Below are 23,692 nucleotides of genomic sequence, written 5' to 3' on the forward strand. Positions count from 1 at the left end.
TCCCCTCGCCGGGGCCGGATGCGCGTTTCTCTGGGTGCAACCAAGCCTCGAACATGACTTCGTGAAGTTGAGGGCTTGACGGTCGGGAATTTGGGAGGGATACTTTGATTACCACATCGAAGGTAACCCTTCACAAATAAGCCGAAAGCAAGCCATTGTTTTCGGCTTTTTTGTTTCTAGATCATGGATTTAGCTCCTCTATTGGTTAGCGCTGTTACCGGTTCGCCCCGCCAAGGCGCAGGGCATTGGTCATAATGGCCAATTCTTCCCCACTCAAAGAACCAAGCCTCTGTCTGAGTTCCCACAAAAAGGCATACTCCTCCAGGCTGACGCTTTCCGGGACACGGAAAACGCGCTCAGATGGGCCAATGGAAGATGTTAGGGAATCGGCTTCTTCAGGGGAAAGTTCGAGTGCTTCGATCAGCTTGTGCATGACGGCTTTTGAAGGTGGTCCCTTCTTGCCGCCTTCCATCGCGGAGATATAGCAAGGCTGAACGCCAATACGTTCTGCCAACTCACGCTGCTGGAGTTTTCGGCTATGCCGTAATTGTGAGAGGACATTACCAAATGGTGTCATCACTTCACTCGATCCAGTAATTTTTAAAAAAAATTATTGGATCAAATAGAGCGAGTAAAGAATAATAGAGAAAATTTCTCTTTATTTTTCAATATGTTAATAAATATTGCAGTTTCTCGGCTGGAACTGCTTCAAAGTGTAATTTATATTGCACTTTCGGCGGCCAAGATATGGTTACAAAATGCGGACAGGTTATGATTGTAGCAGCATTTCAGCAGTAGCCACACAATGAAGCGCGCCAAAAAATGCTTACATGCGCTTACATCTGGCTAACGACCTGAACAGCAAGAAAAAATCACTACTATTTTAAGTTGCCAGTGTCTATACTGCTGTAGTGGGTACCATATGCCCCCTTCAAGGAGGTCAATATGAAAGCTGCTAAAAAAGATACGAAAAATAAAAGCGCAGTCACCAAGGTAGCAATCTCAGTCAGCTTTAGCTCTGATCGTTTATCAGGCAAAAAGACTGTGTCAAAAGACCGGGAGCGCTATATCAAAAACGTATCGGCAAAGGCTCTGTCAGCTATCAGCGCCTAACAGTTAAGCAAGTATTTCAAGCGCCCCATTATTGGGGCGTTTTTATTTTGGGGAACAAACTTGACTAAAAAATGGGTTTTTGAATCGCTCGTTAAGGATGATCAGGATTCAATTGGCCTGATAGCTTACGCTCTTTACAAACACAAGAAGCATACTCTTGCCACATCCCTTAGAAAGGAAGGCAAGAACGAAGAGTACATCCAGCAGCAAGTTCAAACCTTTCACGACCAGACCCTCCAGAATAACTCGCTCGATGATTATCGAGAAAAAGCCAAGAACTTCTTGAATAAGATATTCAGCGAACTCGAAGCAGATATCAGCGCAGGCTTCGAGAAAGAAAAAGCCCAGCTAGAGAAGCAACACAAAAAAGATCTAGCCAACGAGAAGCGGAAGCTCTGTCAAAACATCAAGAATTACCAGCACGCCAATCGAACATGGTATGAAAAGCTCGGCGCATGGTTGCTATCAGGCATTCCAGGCATAGTCTCCTCATTTCTTGTCACCTGCTTAATTATTGGCGCATCAGTACTACTCATTTCCGAAGATAAACGGCAGGACATGCTACGGAGCCTCTGGGCGGAATATTTCGGGGTGCAACAGCAAGCCCCAGCCGCACCCGCAAAACCTAGCGCAGGCACGAAACCGTAAAGCCCATACCCTAACAGCGATGACCGCCGAAATCCGCCAGCGCCGCCCGCAGCGACCGCACAACCCGACTCTTACGCAGGCGACGATCAGCCACTCACCCTCATATTGTTATTGAGTTCGATAAAGCCTGCACAAAGGCGCTGTGCGTCGGTGCTATCGACATAGACAACAAAGCCCTAGACATTTCTGCCTAAGGCTTCGAGGGTCAGGTCACGGCCAGTGTTTCGGTCAAGCCGCCCTGACTGGAGAGGTTGGATTAACATGCGACTCACTCCTATGGCAGCACGCCCCCTAGGCGGGTATCATCGGCTCGACACCAATTCTAACTTCGGAAGACATCCGTAATCCGGTGGCGCGTCAGTTTTGACATTTGTCTTTAAAACGGTCTGCATCTTGGCCACCAGCTCTCCCCATTCATCAACGGGCAACATTTTCGGCACTCGTGCCCTGAGTCAGAAATTCGCAAACAAAATCTACTGATACTCTGAAGAATATCCTCGGCCGTTTTGGTCCAGATATACGGCTTTGGCGACTCATTGTTGAGAGTCAAAAATTATCTCATGGCTTTTTCCAGAGCCTGTTTCGATCGATGCGTACCCCTCTTTATCTGTTTTTCAGTCAATGTAGCGAACCATCTCTCAACTTGTTTCAGCCAGGAAGCTGAGGTCGGTGTAAAGTGAACTTGAAATCTCGGATGACGTGCAAACCAACGCTTAATTTTTTCAGTTTTATGTGTTCCGTAATTATCCATGACAAGGTGTATGTCCAAGATCTCCGGAGTGTTCTTGTCTACCGTTCGCAGAAACTTTAAAAACTCTTCGCTTCGATGCCGTCGATGTACTTCCCCGATGACTTTGCCTGTCGCAATATCCAGTGCTGCAAACAATGTTGTGGTTCCATGTCGCATATAATCATGGGTGGCACGCTCTGGAATACCAGGCATGATCGGTAAGATCGGCTGAGTCCTATCCAGGGTTTGTATTTGGCTTTTCTCATCTACGCAGAGCACCATGGCGTTCATAGGCGGATTTATATATACAAACCGACTATGTCCCGAGTTTTCTCAACAAATAGAGGATCTGTCGACAGTTTGAAGGCTTCTTGTCGATGCGGCTGCAACCCAAATGCTTTCCAAATTCGCTGCACACTTTTTTGAGAAACACCGACCTCAGCGGCCATCGTTCGAGTACTCCAATGAGTCGCATTTTTAGGCTTGCTTTTCAACGTACGAGTAATGATATCTTCAATCTTCTTATCATCGATGCTGCGAGGCGTGCCAGATCGGTGGGCATCCATAAGTCCATCTAAACGATATTGAAGAAAACGACTTCGCCACTTACACACGGTTTGATTCGACGTGGAAAGCCTCTCGGCAACAACGGTGTTACTTTGCCCTCGTGCGCACTCTAGAATGATTCGAGATCGAAAAGCGAGTGCTTGTGATGTTTTACGGCGACGAGTCCAGGACTCTAACTGATCAATTTCATCGTCATTTAATATCAATTCAGCGAGCGGACGACCAGCCATAGTAAGCTCCATGAAGGAAAGGGCAACAGCCAACACAATACCATCTTTTATTTAATAAATTTCTGACTCAGGACACTAGATATTTTTTAGACATTTTGGCCACCCCCAAAAACCACTCACCCAAAACTATCAATCTTCTCCACACATAGCTTTTCAGCGAGAGTTTGCAGGTAGCTGACGTGTTCGGCCAGCCATTGCAGTTGTTCGGGTGTGATGTGGTAATCGGGGTTGTAACGGGAGTCGACGTAGGCGTGTCGCAGTAGTTTGAAGCAGGTGCGTTCGAAGGGGGTACTTTGGGGAAATGCGGATAAAAACTGTGGTTCGATACTGGCGGTCAGGGCTCGCAGTTTTTTGATGTCGTGCAGTTTGGGTTTGTAGTGGGTAAACACCAGCAGGATCATGGAGTAAAGCCGTTCGGTGACTTGGTGCAGAAAAAAAGCAGCTTCCCGAAAATCACTCTTGGACATGGCGATTTCGAAGTATTCTTTTTGTTTTATGGATGACTCATACCAATAATCAAAATTCGTCTGCGCCACGGTTTTCCGTTCTGACAAGGTCAGTTCCCGGGGTTCCACCAGGGTCAGCCTGCCACTGTCGTGCAGCAGGATGCCTTCGCGGTAGATATCGGCAAAGAAATATTGGCCTTTGGTCAGACGGGCATTCACAAACTGGATATCTTCGGCAATCAGGCTGATGGTGGTGGGAATCTCAGCCAGTAACCGGTCTTCCAGAGCATTATTGAGCTCTATCTTGTTGGCCTGTCGCTTGCCTTTGGTCACGGCCAGCAGATCCATATCGCTTTGATAACGGTAATGAATGCCGTCCTCTTCCATATGCTCCACCCAATCACCTCGGGCATAACTGCCAAACAGGATCAACAGATCCGGCTTTACGGTGGCTACAATAATCTCCACCGCCTGGCGAAGCTGCTGTTGTTTGTCTTGGGGGAGATGATCGAGTGTTGTTTTCATCGGGGCATTCTATCGGCTTAAGGTAGAGGTGCCAATATGGCGGATGGGCTTGGTTCATCTGGCCGCTGCTACGTATTGTTAAAACTCTCACAAACTCATCACACGGCCATAGAGCCGTTGTCATATTTCTGTTACAACCCCCGATACAACGAATGGCGGGAGCTGTGCCATTGCAGGATAAACCAACACTCAAGGATTATGGACATCATGAGTACCCCCTCTCAGGACATCAGCGCCCTGCCTCAAACCGTTAAAGATTACATTCTCAGCCGTGGTTATTCTCTTAACCCTTTGTGCTGGCAGGCGACTTACCAATACCCCATAGATGCAAAAGCGTTTACTCCAAAGCAAAGCAAACTGCATGTTTTTGTGCTGCAAGCGGATGGGCAACTGTCACTCATGGCTCATCATGATCTGCAGAGACAGGGGATTGTCTATGAACTCGGACCTCGCCAGGCACACGGCTCCACTAAGCCGGCCCAACCCAGAAGTAATCTGAATAAACCAACACCAGTCTGGACAGCAGACATTACCGATACTTTGCCAGCTGGCAAGCCGGGTGTGGATGATATTTATAATCCTGAATACTTTGCCCAGTTGCAGTATCTCTATCCAGACTTGAGTACCAGTGTGCTCAGCGACTATCTCATCACCACACCAACCCAAACCTTTCAAAACCGTTTGAATGGCAGCAGCGGCAAGCTGTCATTGTTTGGTCCGGAACAGATTCATTATGAAGTGGGCACAGCAGTGAGTGCCGAACAGTGGCAACAGACTCATGATGGCCTTCAGCAGGCCTGCGAACAGTTGAGCGAACAACGACAGAATGCCAAAGCGATCCAAGACTGGCCCCGCACGGTTCAACCGCTACACCTGATCAACACCGAAATATTGCACCCCGGTGATGCCAATAAAATGGATGCGGCGTTATTCCAAGACGACGGCCAGCCTTTGACGCCACTGTTCAATACCGCCCGTGAAATATGGGAGCAAAAAAGCCAGCGCCCGGACGTATTTTCCAGACGCTTCAGTCAAGCCCACAGCACTGAAAAACAAATACTTACCAACCAGTTAGAACAAAGCCTGGGTGTACAGGGCATTATCCTGCCCAATGTCGGGCTGTGCATGGTTGACCTTGTTTACCTGCAAGCCCACGAAGCATGGCTGCAACCTTTGAATGCCGTCGCAAAACAGCTGGGGTACAGCGACCCAGCCGCCTGGAGCAGAGAAGCCGCACTGACTGCGTTGATATGTCAGAGCACCCAGCCAAGGCCGGAACATCTCTCAGGCAACCGTTCCCCTTACTTCAATAACCTGCAACAGATTGGCCTGCATCTGCATCAGCTGGCTGAGTTACAACGTCAACAGGACAAAGTATTCACCCTGACCGGGCCACACAACTGCCTGATGCAGAAAACCCTGTCGGTGCCTGGCATCGGGGCCAATTGGGCGTATCAACCCTCCAAAAACCTGTCCAAACCCAAACGTATTCTGAGACTGGGTTTATTTTTCGATGGCACCAATCAGGATCGTTATAACGACGAAAAACTGCCTGACCGTGATATCTCCAATGTGGCAAAAATGCATGACCTTTATCAGGAGCAGAGTATCCAGCAGGGTAATGAAATCATCACTACACAGGCAATCTATATTCCGGGGGTTGGTACCATTACCGGTCATCAAACCAAGGATGGTTTCAAAGCCAGGGATGATAAAATCGGCCTGGGGTTTGGTATGGGGAAAACGGGTGGGTATGCCCGGATCGAGCGGGCACTTAAACGAATGAATGATTACTTAAATGAACAAGAATACGACGAAGTGGTGTTCGATGTTTTTGGTTTCAGCCGTGGTGCGGCTCTCTCCCGGCACTTTGTCAATCTGATTAACGAGTGGCCGGCACAAATTTCCATTTGGGAACTCGAGGCCGCTAATCCATTGTGGAGCCTTGCTTTTCCGATACAACCGGTGAAAAAACAAGTCAAAGCCTTTCCACAACACCTCAAAAGCAGGGTCAGTTTTGTCGGCCTCTGGGATACCGTTGGCAGTTTTGGCTGGCCAGGTGATGAAAAAAATCTGGATTTTAATTTGAATCTGAACGAGCACAGCGCTGAGCGTATTATGCATATCGTGGCAGAACATGAAGTACGCCATAATTTTCCATCCACCCGATTGGCCGATGTCACTCATCGCCTGCCCTCCAATGCCATTGAGTTGATTGCTCCAGGCGTACATTGTGATGTCGGTGGGGGCTATGAAAACCCCACGGGCAAAGGCTTTGAAAACTGGGAGGTCATTCCCGTCAAAATACATGGTGGCTGCAATGATGGCAGTATTCTGTTGCGCGCCAAACAACGGGAAATTGAAGCCCGAGGTCATTATGCGAATGTCACCAACCTGGATATCATTGAGGAAATTCGTAAGGCCACCTTGAAAGAACTGGCTGTTTATCCCTTACATCACATGATCGATGAAGCCCGGCAGCATGGCGTTCCGCTCAAACCGATCCCCCCTGATGATGTGCGTTATGTGATTCCTCAACGTCTGCAAAAAGTATATGACATGTGGCAACAGGCCGGCGGTCATATGAGCACCGCCCGACAGTATCTGATTGAATATATCCACACCTCGGAGCGGGAGGGTAATCCAGTGGATCGCCCCAATGTGGTCAATGGCCATAAAAAGCGGCAAATATTTGATAACCACCCAGAGCAGGCCACCGCGCCGGAGACTCAACATGAACAGCCTTAAATCTCTGCACTGGCTATTGTTACTGTCACTGTTATTCAGTGGCTGTGAAGAAAAAACCTATGACTATGGTTTCCGGGAAGGGGGGATAGGCGGCCCCGGCTGGCCGGTTTGGGTGGAGTATTTGATCATCAATGAGGCTGGCCAGGTTCCTGTGGGTTCGTTATCAGGGGGAACCGGAGATGTCAGCAAACGGCCACCAGGTGGCAAGTCTGCCAATATAGGATGGATCCCCCTACCTCATACGGTACGGGCGCGTTGGTTTTCCTATCGTAATCAAACCTTTTATGAAGCGACTGTAGAAATCCCTAAAGACAAACAAAAACTGATTAAACAGTCGCTAAAAAAGTATGGGACGGAAAAGTATCTTCAGGATCTATCGGTAGGCTTTGCCGGACAAGGTGAAATTCAGCTTTGGTGGTATGCAAGCTGTGTCGGACTCGGATGCCCGGAAGGCCCGAAAAACTTTGAGTTTCATTTCTTTGAACTGACTCCCCGCATCAAAGCCACAGTGGCGGAAGGGGATGTTCATATCTACAGCGCGGATACCCGGGAGCAGGTAAGAACAGGTTTTCTGCCGCCAGAGGTGCTGGATCTGATTCCTCCAAAACCGGACAAAACCGAGTGATCCGTCGTGATGGCAGATAGACGCGGTATGAACAGCCTTAAATCTCTGCACTGGCTATTGTTATTGTCACTGTTACTCAGTGGTTGTGAAGAAAAAACCTACGACTATGGCTTTGACACTGGAGGGCTTGGCGGTCCCGGCTGGCCGGTTTGGGTGGAGTATTTGATCATCAATGAGGCTGGCCAGGTTCCTGTGGGTTCGTTATCAGGGGGAACCGGAGATGTCAGCAAACGGCCACCTGGCGGAGCATCTGCCAATATAGGATGGATCCCCCTACCTCATACGGTACGGGCACGTTGGTTTTCCTATCGCAATCAAACCTTTTATGAAGCGACGGTGGAGATTCCTGAGGACAAGCAAAAGCAGATTAAGCGATGGTTAAAAAAATATCCCAGGGGAAAATTTCTGCCACTTTTATCAACCGGGATTAGCGGCAAAGGAGAAATGCAACTTTGGTGGTATGTTGGTTGTATCGGATTCGGATGCCCGGAAGGCCCGAAAAACTTTGAGTTTCATTTCTTTGAACTGACTCCCCGCATCAAAGCCACGGTGGCGGAAGGGGATGTTCATATCTACAGCGCAGATACTCGGGAGCAGGTAAGAACAGGTTTTCTGCCACCAGAGGTGCTGGATCTGATTCCTCCAAAACCGGACAAAACCGAGTGATCCGTCGTGATGGCAAATAGACGCGGTATGAACAGCCTTAAATCTCTGCACTGGCTATTGTTGCTATCACTACTACTCACTGCCTGCGAAGAAAAAACCTACGATTATGGCTTTGACACCGGAGGGCTTGGTGGCCCCGGCTGGCCAATTTGGGTGGAGTATTTGATCATCAACGAAGGATGGCAGATTCCGGTGGGTTCGTTATCAGGGGGAACCGGAGATGTCAGCAAACGGCCACCTGGCGGTAAATCTGCCAGTATGGGCTGGATTCCCCTACCTCATACGGTGCGGGCGCGTTGGTTTTCCTATCGTAATCAAACTTTTTATGAGGCGACGGCGGAGATTCCTGAGGATAAGCAAAAACAGATTAAACAATGGCTTAAACGCTATCCTTCCAGTAGATATTTTCCTTCTTTAATCACTGGAATCTCCGGTCAGGGGGAGATCCAGCTCTGGTGGGACGAAAGCTGCGTAAAGCTCGGATGTCCGGAAGGCCCGAAAAACTTTGAGTTTCATTTCTTTGAACTGACTCCCCGCATCAAAGCCACGGTGGCGGAAGGGGATGTTCATATCTACAGCGCGGATACCCGTGAACAGGTAAGAACAGGTTTTCTGCCGCCAGAGGTATTGGATCTGATTCCTCCAAAACCGGACAAAACAGATGCTATAGAAACGGAATAATCATTGCGATGGTAGAGCGTAGAGCGAATCCGGGTAGGAATGCGAGACAGGGTGCCATGGCGCACCCTGTTTTCGTTTTCAGTAGCGCCCCTGTTCTGAGCCACAAAAAGGATCAACGGGATTTGAGCGATTGAACGACTCACGACCAAGCAGACCGGACAAAACCGATGCCTGCATTTCTGCCGTTGCACAATAGGCATTTATGTAGGTTGGTACTCTGGGCGCGTCGTAAAGGTAATATGGATGCCCAAACGAGACCATTACCGTAGGAATATCAACCCAGTAACGGGTCATCGCGGGCATGAATCCACCGTGTAGCCGAAACCAATCGATGTAGATGTGTGAGCGCAGCAAGCTGGATTCTTCGGCCAGCAGGTATAGAACCCAGTCGTAATCACGGGTTTGAACATCCATTTCCGGCGTAAACAGGGTAACTTCAAATCCTTCTTCACGGAGCAGATCCGGTAGTTGCAGCGGTAATGGCTGTTCCTGCATGACGTGCTGAATGCCTGGAGAGAATACCAACACGCGAGGATGTCGTTCTGCGGAGATGGGTAGAAAGTCGGTACGGTCTTTGACCAATGTAGGGCAACGGGCGAACACCTTGGACATGTCTGTCTGTTGCGCAAATACAGCGATATCGGTTTTCGGCGGCGTGCGATGTAATCCCAGCGCGGCTTTCATGGCCAGCACCCGTAATACGGCTTCCTCAATGCGTTGTTCCGATACATCGCCACGTCGCACAGCGGCCAGCAGATAGGCCATGTCTTCCACCGGTTCGCGACAGAACAGAATCATATCGCAACCATTTTCAATCAATTCGGCAATAAGGGTGGCACGGTCCGTCCACCCACTGAGTCCCGCCATGACCGATGCATCAGAGACGATGAGACCGTTGAAACCCAGCTCTTCACGCAGTAACTGTTGATTGAGTGCGCGATTGATACTTGCCGGCCGCCACCACTGCTCAGGATCGTCGGTGTACAGTTTCATATATTCAGGCAGGGCAATATGTGCCGACATAATAGACATGACGCCCTCTTTAATCATGGATCGATAGAGGACTCCGAACTGTTTGTGCCATTCCTCAACGGTCAGTGGATTCACCGATGTCACCAGATGCTGGTCGCGATCATCATAACCATCGCCGGGCCAGTGTTTGGCCGTTGCGGCCAGGCCATTGCGTTGAAAACCACGGATATTGGCGCGCCCCATTTGCATCACAACCTGATGATCAGAACCATAGGAGCGGGTACCGACGATGGCGCTGCGAAAACTATGATTTAGATCCACCACTGGCGTGAATGTCCAGTTGATGCCGAGTGCCCTGGCCTCGCGGGCCTGAATCGATGCACAGCGTTCAGTGACTTCGGCATCATTCAATGCCGCCAACGCAAGCTGATTGGGCATGGAGCTGCCAAACGCGAAGCTCATTTGTCCGCCTTCCACATCCGCGCTGACCAGCGGTGGGCAGTCGAAAGCCGCCAGCAGTGACTGCATGTAGTTGATTTCGGTTTGCAGTTCCCGGCCCACTGAGCGGGTTATGCCACCAGGCTGCAGGTGACGAATCAGGGCCAATTGTTCATCGGATTCCCCCATCACCAGCAGATTGAACAATTGGCCCAGTCGCTGCTGCAGATCCATATTGTCATACTGCTGTCGTACCCAGGCGAGTGCAGTATCATCCAGATTAAACGGTGCTCTTTTTAATGACTCAAACATGATGATCTTCCTTTATCTGGTGTAAAGAACGCCTTGATCAGAAGCCAGTGTCGTGTCTTCGCCGGACGTTTCTGATATTGCCAGGCTGCGTCGCACTGTCAGCTCGGCCTGAGCCTGTTCACTTATTTTGCGGGTCACCGGGTAAAACGAGGTAATGAACGCAATCACGAGGGCTCCAGCGCCCGGCACCAGGCTCATGAACAACAGAATGGTATTTAATGCTTCGGGCGTTTGTTCTGCTCCGGCTACATAACCAGAGGAACTCAAAGCAAAACCAACCAGTGCGCCGCCCAGCCCCATGCCAAACTTATGGGAGAAAGTCGCTGAGCTGGTCGCCAGTCCTACCACCCGGCGCCCGGAACGCCACTCAATGTAATCAGCGGTGTCTCCGACCAGCCCCCACAGGTTGGTGGCACTGATACCCAGGAAAAACTGGTTGATGAAGATAATGGTATAGATACCACGAAGATTTTCGGGATCCAGCCAATAGATCTGACTGATAGTCAGGGAAGAACCGATCAGCGCGATGATCATCAATGTCCGCTTACAGATTTTTTTGACCGCAAAAATACACACCACGGCTCCGGCGATCATTCCCAATGTACCCAGGGTAAAGAATGGTGCCGCCGCCGACTGATCACCCACGTTATAACTGAAAAAATACATGCCAACTGCAAATGGTGCCATCAACAGAGCAAACACTGGCACACCTATCATAATAATGGTCCAGTAGGCCCGGTTTCGCATCACGACTTTAAAATCCGATTTCAATGAGCTGGTTTGTGTCAGTGGTGGAACACGTTCGCGGACAAGTGCGAAACAAACAAAAAACAATACCATCATTATGACGCTGAACAACATCATCGTGCGCTGATATCCCAGTTGCTGATTACCATCACCGAAGTAATTCATTAATGGAATGGTGCCGGCATTGACCAGCAGGCCTCCGGTAAATGCGAGCAGCATTCGGTAGGATGCCAACTCACCACGCTCCACAGCACTATCGGTAATCATAGGTGGTAGTGATGAGTATGGAATATTGATCACAGTATAAAGTGTCATGAGTGCAATGTAGCTGGCGAACGCCCAAATTACTTTGCCGGATTCACTGATGTCTGGTGTGGTAAATGTTATAACAGCGACAATCGCCAGCGGTACCGGTGTGAATAGCAGATACGGCCTGAACTTGCCCCAACGGCTTTCGGTACGATCACCAATGATGCCCATGACAGGATCAGAAATGGCATCCCACATGCGGGTAACAAAAAACAGTGTGCCGACAATGGCTGCCGATATGCCAAATACGTCGGTGTAAAAAAACATCAGGTAGGTACCCACGGTGGTAAATACAACGTTGCTGGCCAGGTCACCGAATCCATAGCCGACTTTCTCGATCATGGTGAGTTTTTTCATGGTCAATCTCTTTTTTTATATTTGTTGTCATGACCATTGTCACCATGATCCTGCTTTCGAACTATCCCATTTTTGACCTCGATTATGGTCTTTTTTTGATACCGGCTATAAATAAAGTGCCTGTTGATCCAACCACGGGGTCAACAGGCGAATGAGATTAGCGGGATCATAATCGCCATAGATACGCCCGAGCGCAATGGGCTCATGCTGTTTACGATGACGAAATTCACCCGGAGTACAATGATATTCACGTTTAAATGCGGTGTTATAGGCTTTGATGGAAGGAAAGCCATGACTTAATGCAATAGCTGCAATGGAATGGCTGCTCTGTATCAGCTCCACCATACTTTGTTCCAATCGCAACAGGGTTAAATATCGGTGAAAGGTGTGTCCGGTGTGTTCTTTGAAATAGCGACTCAGATAAGCCTCCGACAACCCTTCACGCTCTGCCAACTGGCTTAAGGAGATATGCTCGCTATAATGCTGTTCAAGATAGTGAATCAACGCATTCAGCCGTTTATGTTGATCAGGTAAAACGACAGAAACCGGATGTTGCGGAGCTGGAAAATACCGTTGAAACAATAATTGTATTTCAGCCAGATAGCGTTGAACCGCCAGTTCCCAATGCGGTTTACGATATTCATGTTCCCACCAGATATGAGCCATGCTGCTGCGCAGGCATTTCATTCTGGCCAATTGCACCGGATTACGGAGCCATGGCCCGCAGTCAGTATTGATCATTGGATCAAACTGGTTCTGCACACAAATCACAATATTATCCTGACTGGCGGCGCGAGTTGCATGCGGTACATCGCCATTGATAACGATGATATCCCCACCGGACAAATCATACACCTGCTCATTCACCTGCACTCTGATCTGTCCTTTGAGTACCCATAGACACTCATGAGCACGGTGACGATGGATACCACATTCAAAAATGCGATGACCGAACACTTTCCAAACCTGATCCAGAAGCTCAGTTTGACTGGACAACAAATACATATGAACTCCGGCAATTAAACAATTGGGTTAACATACCAGATAAATAACTATTTATACGTTAAAGATTTTTCGAACAGAGCCGACCACGAAACCAGAGCGAGGCAAACCGCGATAACCAATTCGCCGGAAGCCGGTTTGGCTGCTCTGTTGTTCAGTGCAGATACATCCTATGTGCGAAACATAACACGGAAATTTACCACCATAGATACCGGCTGGCGCTGTTTAGCCCAGCACAGATTATGCACATAATTACTCAATCACACCTTAATACAGTAATATGTTGTCATACTCATACCGGTTAAATGCAAAACGCCATGAGATCATTAAAAACCAAACTCATTGTTGCTCTGATTGGTTCTAACCTGCTGGTTATTACCCTGTTTGCGCTGATCACTCCATGGAAAGTACAACAACATTTTATTGAAAGCGCCAAACAGCTGCACTATCAGAATTTCGCCCGCATGATCGAGCGATATATTGACCATGAACATTCCTGGAACACCGAAACCGATGCCACCCGCCTGGCCCGCATAGCTCTGGACAATCGACCACCGAATCATGCCGACAGGCCATTCAATAATTTGGCATCCGGGCAGAGGGGGTCGGAACAGCCAGCCGACCCGAGCTTTCAGTTCGCTCTGTTTGATCCTTCCGGGCGTAATATTATCGGCGGTAAAACCTATCAACCCGGTGAACAGGTTGATCAGCAGACACTCACAGACGCAGACCCGATCATGATCAATCAGAAAGTGGTGGCCTATGTCTTGCCCAGCGGCACAATACCACTGACCCGATCCGATACAACCTATCTCAATACTCTGAAAGAATCACTACTGTACGCCACCGGACTGTCTTTATTGATCCTGATTCCCTTCGGTTTTTGGGAAGGTAGCAAACTGGTCAGATCTCTGAAACAACTGACAACCGCGGTGGAAAAAATGAGCGCCAGCCATCTTGAACAGCAGGTGGATATCAGTACCAATGATGAGACCGGTCGTCTGGGTCAGGCTTTTAATGCTATGAACGCCCGTCTGGTGGAGGCCTATAACAGACTGGAGGACTCCCACGCCACCATTGCCAAACAGGCGGAGGAACTCAAAGAACTGAGTATTCGTGATAGCCTGACCGGCCTGCACAACCGCCGTTTTTTCAATGAGGAAGTGGACCGCCTGCACCAGGAAGCATTGCGCTATCACCGACCCTTTTGCATCGTACTCGGAGACGTGGACCATTTTAAAAAAATCAATGATCGTTTCTCTCATGCTACGGGTGATCGGGTATTACAGCAGGTTGCCGATATTTTAAACAACTCATTACGGGACACTGATGTGCTGGCCCGATATGGTGGCGAGGAAATGGTCATTGCCCTGCCCGGCACAACGCCGCTAGAAGCACAGGAGCTGATTGAACGCATTCGTAACCGCATCGAAAACCACCCATGGCATAAGATCTCTGAGCAGCTGGCGGTCACCATGAGCTTTGGTATCTGCGACGAACTGGATCAGCAGCATTTCGAACATATGCTGGTACTGGCGGATGAACAGCTTTATCTGGCTAAAAACGAGGGACGCAATCAGGTCCGTTGCCTGAAACAGCCATCGCAGACTCACTAGGCCCTTGCCATATACTGATGGAAGCGGTCCACCAGAAAATCCACCAGAGCCCGCACTCTCAAAGGCAGATACTGGGTATCGGTATAAATGGCATTCAGCGGTACCCGGCTGCCCTGATAATCGGGCAGTAATGTCACCAGCCGTCCCTGGTCTATGTCGTGTTGCAGATCAATTCGTGCTTTATAAAGAATGCCGGCACCATTCAACGCCCAGTGATGCACCAGCGAACTGTCGTCACTGCTGCGGTCACCTCTCACCTTCACCGTTACGGGACACCCATCAGAATAAAAAGTCCAGTTGGATGTCTGCCGTCCACGGTTAAAGATGGTCAGGCAGTTATGAGCCGTCAAATCTTCCGGTACTACAGGTTTTTCCCGGTCACGAATGTAGTCAGGGGCTGCACACAGGACTTGTTCCACCTCACATAACCGCCGCGCTACCAGGGTGGAGTCCTGCAATAGACCATAACGAATGGCCAGATCAATCCCATCACGCCACAGGTCATGCAGCCCATCAGACGAGTGCACGAATATCCTGACCTGCGGATACGTCCGATGAAAATCGTCCAACCATAGTGACAGCAGCTGTCGGGACAGATCGGTCGGAGCGGATAGATGAATATCCCCCTGCAACGCACATTTCCCGGTTCGTACCTGTGCTTCTCCGTCCGCCAGCGTCGACAATGCCCGACCGGCGTATTCCCGGAATAACTCACCTTCGGCCGTTAACCGAATGGAACGCGTGGAGCGTTCAAACAATCTGACAGACAGATCCTGTTCCAATCGCTTGATCCCGGCACTGGCAGCAGCAGGTGTCAGATCCAGCTGACGCGCGGCCAGACTCAGATTGCCGGTTTCTGCCGCCCGTAAAAACAATCGCAACTCTCCAAGACCATACATTTTCAAACCTCATTTGAAAGTCATTAAACAATAACCTTAATTATCAAATTCATTTTAATACTGCACAATCACCCAATCACTCTGCAATGAATAGAAAATATGACGCTTTCTTTCCAACTGCCGCTCACGGCCATCCTCCATCGGATGCTGCAAAACACCATCGGCTGTCTGCATAAGGCCCGCGATCATGCACAACAACACGGTATGGATGAAACCGAACTGCTGAATGCACGGCTGGCTGCAGATATGCTGCCCATGCAGCAACAGATTGAAATAGTAACGACTGCTGTACGAGGCACGTTGACAAGGCTCTTGGCTGCCGGCCCTGACGACGCTGAAGATCCGGATTACGCCGTCTTCAATCGTGGGGTCGGTGCCAGATTCGACCCTCCCGTCAGCACTTTTGATGAACTGATCAGCAAGATAACGACCTTGCTCGACTGGCTGGCTACACTGGAAAATGAACATACACAAGCGCTACAACCGGAAAGCATCACGGTGCAAATGCATGGACAAGCACGTCTCTTTGAACGTCAGGCATTCATCATGCACTACTTTCTACCCAATTTTTACTTTCACCTGAGCATCGCCTACGGCATTTTGCGTCATTATGGCGTTGCGCTTGGAAAACAGGATTACGAAGGAATGCCGGTCTATCAGACTATGGATATGACCTCATTGCCACGACCTTAAACCGTCTGACGGTTAGGGGCCTCTGAAAAATAGGAATAGTTTTGATGCAGGCGAGGAAGCACCACTCGCAACACCGCAATTTACGGGCGTAAATGAGGATGTGAGACGGGGGCTGACAACGTCCTGCGCGAAAATAGGCCATTTTTCAGATGGTTCCTTAGCTTTGTTACACGCTATCAGACCCTATATTGGAGAGCATCATGCTTGAATTGTTTTACTGGACCACTCCCAACGGACACAAGATCACCATCTTTCTCGAAGAAACCGGACTGCCTTATAAAATCACGCCTATTGATATTGGCAAAGGCGATCAATTTGGTGAACGTTTTCTAAAACACTCGCCCAACAATCGGATACCGGCCATAATTGACACCAATCCAGCAGATGGCAGTGAATCGGTTTCGGTATTCGAATCCGGTGCTATTTTGCAATATCTGGCGGAAAAAACCGGACAGTTTTTACCCACAGAACTGCATGCCCGCTATGAAGTACTGCAATGGCTCAACTGGCAAATGGGTGGACTCGGCCCTATGGCCGGACAAAACCATCACTTTAGCGTCTATGCACCGGAACGCATTCCCTATGCAACTGAGCGCTACGTTAAAGAAACTTCACGTCTGTACGCCGTGCTCGATAAACAATTGGCCGAGCGCGAATACATTGCCGGGGAATATTCCATTGCCGATATGGCGTGCTATCCGTGGGTGGTACCTTATGAGCGACAACAGCAGGATATCAACGCCTTCCCACACTTAAAGCGCTGGTTTGACCGCATGGCTCAAAGACCGGCGGTGATCAAAGCCTACGAACTTGCCAAACAGATCGTCCCGGAGGCTAAACCATTCAGCGAAGAAGAGAAAAAAATGTTATTCGGACAAGGTGCGGATCGGGTCAAATAACCCCCAGCCGCTAAATAAAAAAAGAGAACGCGGCGACCTGGTATGATTGCACAGACCGCCGCAAAAGGTTAGTTGGTGGAGACAACAAAACCTTTACTTTCTAACCTGGAAATCGCCTCATCAGCAGCGGATGTTGGTGACGCATCGTGAGTACGATATACATAAACACGACCGTATTTCACGTCCGGTATGGTATGACTGAGATAGATCAAAAGCCGATCAACCTCATCCGCATCAAACCCCGAACTTCCGCCCTGCCCCAAAACCAAATGATTCAGCTTGCGAGGTGCCCAAACAGGTGACTCGCTGAATGCATCAATGGTATTTAGCCCCATGATATAAAGCGTGCGAATATCATTTGCGCGCAGCTGGGCCAGGTCGCCATACACGGTATTTTTGCCGCTTAATACCAGGTCATCAATACCTTCAGGCAGAGAGGCAATATCGCCGGTTATGGTGTTATGCCCGTATACCCAAATTGAGGAAACTTGAGAGCCTATATCAGCGAGGTTACCGGAGATTGTATTATCACCAGCAACACTGAATGACACCACTCCACTGGGAAGATCCGCAATGTTTCCAGTGATGGTATTTGAATTGGTAACGTAAAAAACAGTCACCGAATCCGGAATATCCGCGATGTTGCCCACAATATTCTGATCAGTTTGTAACAAGACTGTTTTTATCTGTGCCGGTAAATCAGCAATATCACCAGTCAATGATACTTGACCCCCCCCCTGTAGATACACATATTGCAGAGGGTCAGGCATTTCGGATATGTCACCGGTAATATCGGTTCCACTGCCGCCAAGATATAAAGTAGTTAATCCTTGGGGTAAGTCTTTAATTGCACCGGTAACCCCACTATAACCGCCCAATTGCAGTGCTTTTAATTGGGGATTCAGAGCCTCAATCGTACCCACAACGTGACTTTCAGTCCCTGTTACGGTTATTGATATCAAGCTGTCGGGAAGAGATTGCAGAGACCCTGTCAACGAGGCAGAACTCGAGAAATTGACCGATTCCAAATTAGTGAGGCCTGCCAGCCGGGATACATCAAAGCTGAACGTCGCCCTTGAATCAACATCCTGACGATAAGATCCCAGATTTTTTGCAGCATTCAAACCATTGGAAAATGTAATCGTAACACTACCCGCGATTGGCGAAGCATATTCATGAGTCACCCCATAAGTACCACCCCCTAAATCCGTAGATACGACATCCAACTCACTACCATCATTCCAGTTTATTGTCGCTTGACCGCTGTGCAAACCTAACAAAACTCCAAATTTACTGGTTTTGTTAAACGGCAGGTTGAGGGATTTTTCGGATATGTTTTCAACAACATAGGTCACACTGATAGCATCCTCATATCCATCCATATCAGTTGCCGCAACAACAAAATGATAAGTGCCAGGCACGGAGGGGTTCCCCGTAATTCTGCCAGACTGCCCATTACTTTCGAGCGTTAACCCACCCGGCAATTCGCCTTCTGCAATGGAATACACCACAGAGTCTTCGCGAGTCAGCGGTATAAATTCAATCGGCACCGGTTGATCCGTCACGGTGTAAATATCCAATTGATCATCCATGACGCCAACAGGAACACTGGTGATATTAATAGCGCCTCCAGTGTTCGCTTTTAATGCAACAGTCAGTAATTGACCGATTTCCGCGGTAATACTTTCCGAGGTAGCCATCGCATAGGCACCGTCATCGTAGCGAATAAATGCGGTAATTTGGACTGGAGTGCCAGTGGGAATGGGTAATGCATCGGTGGTATCACCCACACGCAGAGTGGTGGTTGCATTCTTCCAACTTAAACGACTTGCTGTGGCAATAATATCGGCCGTACCGACGGTGTCCCCGAGAATCGTTACTTTCACAAACGCAGTCGACGCGATTAAATCCACATTCCACCAGGAAAAATGACTGACGGTGGCCCTCAGGGCCAGCCCGGTGAGTGAATCTTCAGAGGCAACCACTTCACCGGTACCTTCCTGTTGCCAGATACCGGTTGATTCATTCAGATACCAGATGGGAATAGTGTGGCCAACGGCGATATCACTGCCATCCTGGTAGTGGCTGGCATACATTGGCAGCAACACTTCAGCGCTGGCACCGGGAGCCAAATTAATGGTTTTACCATTCTGGGTAAAATGATATTCGACCGTACCCAGACTGAAAATCTGCGAGGGTTCATCCTCACCTTCGGCCACGCCCGAAAAACTACCTGGGAAAGCGGCCATTGAAGCCGGCTTTGAGACGTTGACAGGGGTTATCGTCAACTCGACATCGCCTTCAACCGGCTGGCCGTCAGCGTCCACAAAATCGGCTTTATCAAATGTCACGCCTGCGCCGGCGGCGGCAGACTGAGTGGTCACACCAGGATCACTGATGACCATCACGTCACCGCGCTTAATCAGCGTGACAGTAATGGACACCTCGCCATCGGCTGGTGGAGAGAGAATCGGTACAACCTGAGTGGAATAACCGGGTGCGCTGACATTTAAGCTAAATGATTCCTCAGCAGGCAGCAAAACACTGAATACACCGTCACTATCGATCTGAACATCGGCTTCCACCGGTATGCCAGTCTGATAAACCGTAATGGTACTGTCGGCGACGACGAGTCCGGCAATATCCACAACCCTTCCCAAAATACCGGATTCAAATTCAGGCTGCTCTGCTCCCGGTCCGGGTGCAGTATTTATCATGGCATAAAATGCGGATAGATCAGAAATACCAACCTGGCCATCACCATCCAGATCTGCGGCCGGATCTTTCGACTCAAATTTCAGCAGAAAAATATCCAGGTCATCCATGTTCACAATATTGTTATTGTCGTAATCCGCATCACACACATTGCCATAACCGTCGTGATCAGAATCGAGTTGATTCGAATTTACAACTTCGCGGCAATTATCGCGTGTGTCCGGTATGCCATCACCATCGGTGTCATAGGCAACTGCTGCCAGACTGAATACAGGTAGCGAAAAGAATAATATGAAAACAAGTAAACAGAAATTAGAAAGAAAATTGTGCTGCCGTTTCGGCATAAAAGAATCATGTGAAAACATACTTCCTCCTTAAATGATCATTACCCCATCCCTACTACCGAGGCCATGTGATGCTAGGTTAGATATTACTGATATTCAACACCCCCTCTACCAGACCACAAAAAAGTTGATCTGACGCAGTTTTGTGTTGGCTAACCAAACTGGGTATTAATCACTCTTCCATACCTGTTGCTCTGCCGGCAGGCATTCTGACGGGTCTCGTTCAGGGCATTATCGGCACCGCCCAAACCGGTCACCAAAAAGGGCTTTCAAAACTTTTTTTAAGCCTTCAAAAACGTTCAATCTGCACTAAACTACTAATCAGGTAATCAAATAGATTGTTTTGATTTCTCGGAGCGCTCATTGGCTCTGCCAATGGTGTGGTGCATCTGTGCATCACGTTATTAACCCGGCATAAATACTTGCCGGGTTAATAAGACCAATAATCGACTGCGGAATACGACCATGTCGATGCAGGTAAAACAGGAAAACCGATCCTGGTTCGGGTTGTTATTGGGGCCTGTGGTCATGCTGATTATTGTTGTTCTTCCGGCTCCGGGAGGTTTGTCGGACGCCAGCTGGCATACTATTGGCCTGACGTTCTGGATGGCATCCTGGTGGATTACCGAGGCGGTTCCAATTCCGGTCACATCCTTCCTGCCTTTGGTGATCGCACCGCTACTGCAAATCAATCACATTAATGCCGTGGCGGTCTCTTACGCGCATCCTTTGATCTTTTTGTTCATGGGCGGATTCATGTTATCCATCGCGATGGAACGCTGGTCTTTGCACAAACGCATTGCGCTGAAAACCATGCTGCTGACCGGCAGCAAACCCAGTCAACAGATCGCCGGCATCATGCTGGTCACCGCATTTTTATCGATGTGGATGTCGAACACTGCGACCACAGTGATGATGCTACCTATTGGCCTGTCCATCATTCAGATGACACAGTCAGACGAACAAACTGATGCACCGTTTAACAAAGCTTTGTTATTGAGTATCGCTTATGCTGCTTCAATCGGTGGAGTGGCAACGTTAATTGGCACACCACCCAATGCCTTAATGGCCGCCTATTTAAACGAGAGTTTTCACATCAAAATCAGTTTCGCCAGATGGATGATGGTGGGTATCCCACTTACAGTAGTGCTATTGCTCAGTACCTGGCTCTGGCTAACAAAAATGTTTTATCAGGTGGACAAAAATGTCACCCGTTGTTCCAAGGTAACTTTTCGTTTGCAGTTAAATGAGTTAGGCCCGGTCAAACGAGAGGAAACCGCGGTGTTGATTATCTTTTCCCTGACCGCACTGGCCTGGATGTTTCGACCAATCATTGCCAAAGTAACCGGACTACCTCTGGACGATACGATTATTGCCATGCTCTCCGCCAGCCTGCTGTTTGCCTGCCCTATCGATAGACACAACCGGCGTCTGCTCAAATGGAAGGATGCAACCAAGGTTCCTTGGGGTATTTTGTTGCTATTCGGCGGTGGGTTGAGTTTGGCAGGTTTAATCAAATCATCCGGCTTGGCCGACTATATTGCCTTGCAGGTAGAAGCACTCGGAACCCTGCCACTATGGCTAATGACGATTGTCGTTGTCGCGATCATCGTGTTTCTGACAGAAATTACCAGTAACACGGCTACTGCTGCCGGTTTCTTACCACTACTGGGTCCCATTGCCATGTCAATCAGCAATACCCCCATGTCATTGGTTATCCCAGCTGCCATTGGTGCCAGCTGTGCGTTTATGATGCCTGTGGCGACACCTCCGAACGCCATTATTTTTTCTTCCGGTCAATTGCGTATTGCCGATATGGCCAAAACCGGGCTGGTACTGAATCTGGTCGCCATCTTCTGGATCAGTCTGCTGGGGCTGACGCTGGTTCGATGGGTATTGAACTTCTGAGCCAGGGAAATGGCACTTCCGATAACCATGATAACTGATTCATGGCACTGCCCTTCCATACCATAGCCGCCGCCAACAGCACTATGAAAATCTCAATACCTCAGCGGATAAAAAACATGGCGGCATTAAACGTTAACCCAAACAGTGGAATATTAGACAACGTATACAGAACAAATCTGATTTCAATACGATTACCGAGCACTTGAACCAAACTGTGTGCAATACGCAGACACACATATGCCCAGGCCAAATACAGGTTAACCTCATTGCCACTTCCAATCACCGCGAGGGAAATAGCCAGCGCATAAAAGATCGTCGGCTGCTCCATCAGGTGATTGTAGTTATCGGCTTTCCAGCGCACGGACGGTGGCAAAGCCGACATCTGCTGTCCTTTCAGTGCGTTCGGGTCCGGTTTGATTCCAGCCTTGCGCATGGCCGGCAGACGGGTGGCATACATCCAAACCCACATGACCATCGACCATGCCACCAACGCGATGACCGGTGCAATCATCTCAACACTTGTTTCCATTGTTTCAACCTGCTGCTGTGAATGTCGCCGATGATTATTGAATGGGCAGCTGAAAATCACAATGACACAGTTATTGCCAAACTCAATGCTGTCATTATGAGCACCCGGTAAGCGATTGACGCAGGCACCATTTCCATTGGTTTGCCACCTGTGCATGATGAGATTTAGGGAATTCGTGCAACTTTGCCGGATTTTAATGTCGCATTGCGACGCAGATAATGATTTTGTGGTTCCTTAAGTGGGCAGATGAATAGCACCAGCCTGTCACAGAGATTTCTCTAAAAAAATACTAGACGACTGGTCTATTTTGAACTAGGATGCCCACCATTATGACGAAACATTCAAAAGACAGTCGCCAGCACATACTCGAAGTTGCACAGGAAATTATCAGCTGCAAAGGCTTCAGTGCGGTTGGCTTGAACGAAGTATTGAAAGCAGCAGCAGTCCCAAAAGGGTCCTTCTATCATTATTTCGCGTCAAAGGAAGCCTTTGGCGTTGCCATGCTGGAAGATTATTTTGAGCAATACCTGATCACCATGGAACAGATTCTGACGCGCAAAGATTATCCGGCGATCGATAACCTGATGCTGTACTGGCAGAACTGGCTGGAAACTCAGGGAGGCCAGGAAGCCTGCGGCACTCGTTGTCTGGTGGTGAAACTGGCGGCCGAAGTCAGCGATTTGTCCTCGGCCATGCGCGCAGTATTGCATCAAGGCACGCAAAATATTATTGCCAGACTCGCAGAGGCAATGGTTCGGGGTATTACAGAAGGCAGTCTGAAACTGGCACCGGATACAGCTTCGGCAACAGCAACAACGTTGTACCAACTGTGGCTCGGGGCAAGCCTGATGGCTAAAATCACGCACAGCTCTGATCCGTTACACAGTGCCTTTGAGACCACCAGGGGAATGCTGATCCCCTGACAATGCAATCACGACAGCAGGTATCTACCTGCATTTTTTATCACTGAAAA

General features: G+C 48.9%; 19 protein-coding genes and 1 pseudogene. 11 read left to right on the forward strand and 9 right to left on the reverse strand.

Going from position 1 to position 23,692, the window contains the following annotated elements; all coding sequences use genetic code 11:
- Positions 1 to 214: 214 nt before the first annotated feature.
- Positions 215 to 577: a helix-turn-helix domain-containing protein gene (locus tag ACQY6I_RS15095; RefSeq protein WP_428242323.1), complete on the reverse strand. Its 363-nt coding sequence runs from the start codon at positions 575 to 577 to the stop codon at positions 215 to 217.
- 368 nt (positions 578 to 945) lie between these two features.
- On the opposite strand from ACQY6I_RS15095, the gene ACQY6I_RS15100 reads away from it, so the two are divergent.
- Both ACQY6I_RS15100 and ACQY6I_RS15105 read left to right on the forward strand, forming a co-directional pair.
- Positions 946 to 1,113: a hypothetical protein gene (locus ACQY6I_RS15100; protein WP_428242324.1), complete on the forward strand. Its 168-nt coding sequence runs from the start codon at positions 946 to 948 to the stop codon at positions 1,111 to 1,113.
- A 60-nt stretch (positions 1,114 to 1,173) separates the two neighbouring features.
- Positions 1,174 to 1,761 (forward strand): hypothetical protein, encoded by a 588-nt coding sequence (locus tag ACQY6I_RS15105; protein WP_428242325.1) that lies wholly within the window; start codon positions 1,174 to 1,176, stop codon positions 1,759 to 1,761.
- A gap of 376 nt (positions 1,762 to 2,137) precedes the next feature.
- Here the strand turns inward: ACQY6I_RS15105 and ACQY6I_RS15110 are convergent.
- Both ACQY6I_RS15110 and ACQY6I_RS15115 read right to left on the reverse strand, forming a co-directional pair.
- A pseudogene (locus ACQY6I_RS15110) lies at positions 2,138 to 3,288 on the reverse strand (IS630 family transposase).
- A gap of 116 nt (positions 3,289 to 3,404) precedes the next feature.
- Positions 3,405 to 4,259, reverse strand: a complete 855-nt coding sequence (locus ACQY6I_RS15115; protein ID WP_428242326.1) for a HEPN domain-containing protein — start codon at positions 4,257 to 4,259, stop codon at positions 3,405 to 3,407.
- Positions 4,260 to 4,466: 207 nt separating this feature from the next.
- Between ACQY6I_RS15115 and ACQY6I_RS15120 the strand changes: the two genes are divergently transcribed.
- Genes ACQY6I_RS15120 through ACQY6I_RS15135 form a run of 4 tightly spaced genes read left to right on the forward strand, consistent with a single transcriptional unit; the run spans position 4,467 to position 8,979 of the window.
- On the forward strand, positions 4,467 to 7,007 hold the full coding sequence (locus ACQY6I_RS15120) for a T6SS phospholipase effector Tle1-like catalytic domain-containing protein (RefSeq protein ID WP_428242327.1): 2,541 nt from the start codon (positions 4,467 to 4,469) through the stop codon (positions 7,005 to 7,007).
- The gene (locus tag ACQY6I_RS15125; protein ID WP_428242328.1) at positions 6,994 to 7,632 is read left to right on the forward strand and encodes a DUF2931 family protein; all 639 of its coding nucleotides are present in this window, start codon (positions 6,994 to 6,996) and stop codon (positions 7,630 to 7,632) included. Before ACQY6I_RS15120 ends, ACQY6I_RS15125 begins: the two co-directional genes overlap by 14 nt.
- A gap of 9 nt (positions 7,633 to 7,641) precedes the next feature.
- Complete coding sequence (locus tag ACQY6I_RS15130) at positions 7,642 to 8,298, forward strand: DUF2931 family protein (RefSeq protein ID WP_428242329.1); 657 nt, start codon at positions 7,642 to 7,644, stop codon at positions 8,296 to 8,298.
- A 9-nt stretch (positions 8,299 to 8,307) separates the two neighbouring features.
- Positions 8,308 to 8,979 carry a DUF2931 family protein gene (locus ACQY6I_RS15135; RefSeq protein ID WP_428242330.1) on the forward strand — a complete coding sequence of 224 codons (672 nt, stop codon included), beginning with the start codon at positions 8,308 to 8,310 and terminating at the stop codon, positions 8,977 to 8,979.
- 78 nt (positions 8,980 to 9,057) lie between these two features.
- Here the strand turns inward: ACQY6I_RS15135 and ACQY6I_RS15140 are convergent, their stop codons facing one another.
- The 3 genes from ACQY6I_RS15140 to ACQY6I_RS15150 all read right to left on the reverse strand — a co-directional run bounded on the left by ACQY6I_RS15140 (position 9,058) and on the right by ACQY6I_RS15150 (position 13,119).
- Positions 9,058 to 10,701 carry a glycoside hydrolase family 3 protein gene (locus ACQY6I_RS15140; RefSeq protein WP_428242331.1) on the reverse strand — a complete coding sequence of 548 codons (1,644 nt, stop codon included), beginning with the start codon at positions 10,699 to 10,701 and terminating at the stop codon, positions 9,058 to 9,060.
- 12 nt (positions 10,702 to 10,713) lie between these two features.
- Positions 10,714 to 12,114, reverse strand: coding sequence for an MFS transporter (locus ACQY6I_RS15145; protein ID WP_428242332.1), 1,401 nt, complete (start codon positions 12,112 to 12,114; stop codon positions 10,714 to 10,716).
- A gap of 105 nt (positions 12,115 to 12,219) precedes the next feature.
- Entirely contained in the window at positions 12,220 to 13,119 is a 900-nt protein-coding gene (locus ACQY6I_RS15150) for an AraC family transcriptional regulator (protein ID WP_428242333.1), read from the reverse strand.
- Positions 13,120 to 13,433: 314 nt separating this feature from the next.
- Here ACQY6I_RS15150 and ACQY6I_RS15155 point away from each other — a divergent pair, with 314 nt between their 5' ends.
- On the forward strand, positions 13,434 to 14,732 hold the full coding sequence (locus tag ACQY6I_RS15155) for a GGDEF domain-containing protein (RefSeq protein WP_428242334.1): 1,299 nt from the start codon (positions 13,434 to 13,436) through the stop codon (positions 14,730 to 14,732).
- On the opposite strand, the gene ACQY6I_RS15160 is transcribed toward ACQY6I_RS15155, so the two are convergent.
- Positions 14,729 to 15,631, reverse strand: a complete 903-nt coding sequence (locus ACQY6I_RS15160; protein ID WP_428242335.1) for a LysR family transcriptional regulator — start codon at positions 15,629 to 15,631, stop codon at positions 14,729 to 14,731. The two genes, ACQY6I_RS15155 and ACQY6I_RS15160, sit on opposite strands and share 4 nt — an antisense overlap.
- A 99-nt stretch (positions 15,632 to 15,730) precedes the next feature.
- Here ACQY6I_RS15160 and ACQY6I_RS15165 point away from each other — a divergent pair, with 99 nt between their 5' ends.
- Both ACQY6I_RS15165 and ACQY6I_RS15170 read left to right on the forward strand, forming a co-directional pair.
- A complete protein-coding gene (locus ACQY6I_RS15165; RefSeq protein WP_428242336.1) occupies positions 15,731 to 16,324 on the forward strand; it encodes a DUF1993 family protein in 594 nt (197 codons plus the stop codon).
- A gap of 200 nt (positions 16,325 to 16,524) precedes the next feature.
- On the forward strand, positions 16,525 to 17,223 hold the full coding sequence (locus tag ACQY6I_RS15170) for a glutathione binding-like protein (protein ID WP_428242337.1): 699 nt from the start codon (positions 16,525 to 16,527) through the stop codon (positions 17,221 to 17,223).
- 68 nt (positions 17,224 to 17,291) lie between these two features.
- On the opposite strand, the gene ACQY6I_RS15175 is transcribed toward ACQY6I_RS15170, so the two are convergent.
- Positions 17,292 to 20,303, reverse strand: a complete 3,012-nt coding sequence (locus ACQY6I_RS15175; protein WP_428242338.1) for a putative Ig domain-containing protein — start codon at positions 20,301 to 20,303, stop codon at positions 17,292 to 17,294.
- A 444-nt stretch (positions 20,304 to 20,747) separates the two neighbouring features.
- On the opposite strand from ACQY6I_RS15175, the gene ACQY6I_RS15180 reads away from it, so the two are divergent.
- A complete protein-coding gene (locus ACQY6I_RS15180; RefSeq protein ID WP_428242339.1) occupies positions 20,748 to 22,190 on the forward strand; it encodes an SLC13 family permease in 1,443 nt (480 codons plus the stop codon).
- Positions 22,191 to 22,290: 100 nt separating this feature from the next.
- Here the strand turns inward: ACQY6I_RS15180 and ACQY6I_RS15185 are convergent, their stop codons facing one another.
- Complete coding sequence (locus ACQY6I_RS15185) at positions 22,291 to 22,719, reverse strand: MAPEG family protein (RefSeq protein ID WP_428242340.1); 429 nt, start codon at positions 22,717 to 22,719, stop codon at positions 22,291 to 22,293.
- A gap of 329 nt (positions 22,720 to 23,048) precedes the next feature.
- Here ACQY6I_RS15185 and ACQY6I_RS15190 point away from each other — a divergent pair, with 329 nt between their 5' ends.
- Entirely contained in the window at positions 23,049 to 23,642 is a 594-nt protein-coding gene (locus ACQY6I_RS15190) for a TetR/AcrR family transcriptional regulator (protein WP_428242341.1), read from the forward strand.
- Positions 23,643 to 23,692 lie beyond the last annotated feature (50 nt).

This window comes from Gynuella sp. (assembly GCF_050297175.1).
Classification (GTDB): domain Bacteria; phylum Pseudomonadota; class Gammaproteobacteria; order Pseudomonadales; family Natronospirillaceae; genus Gynuella.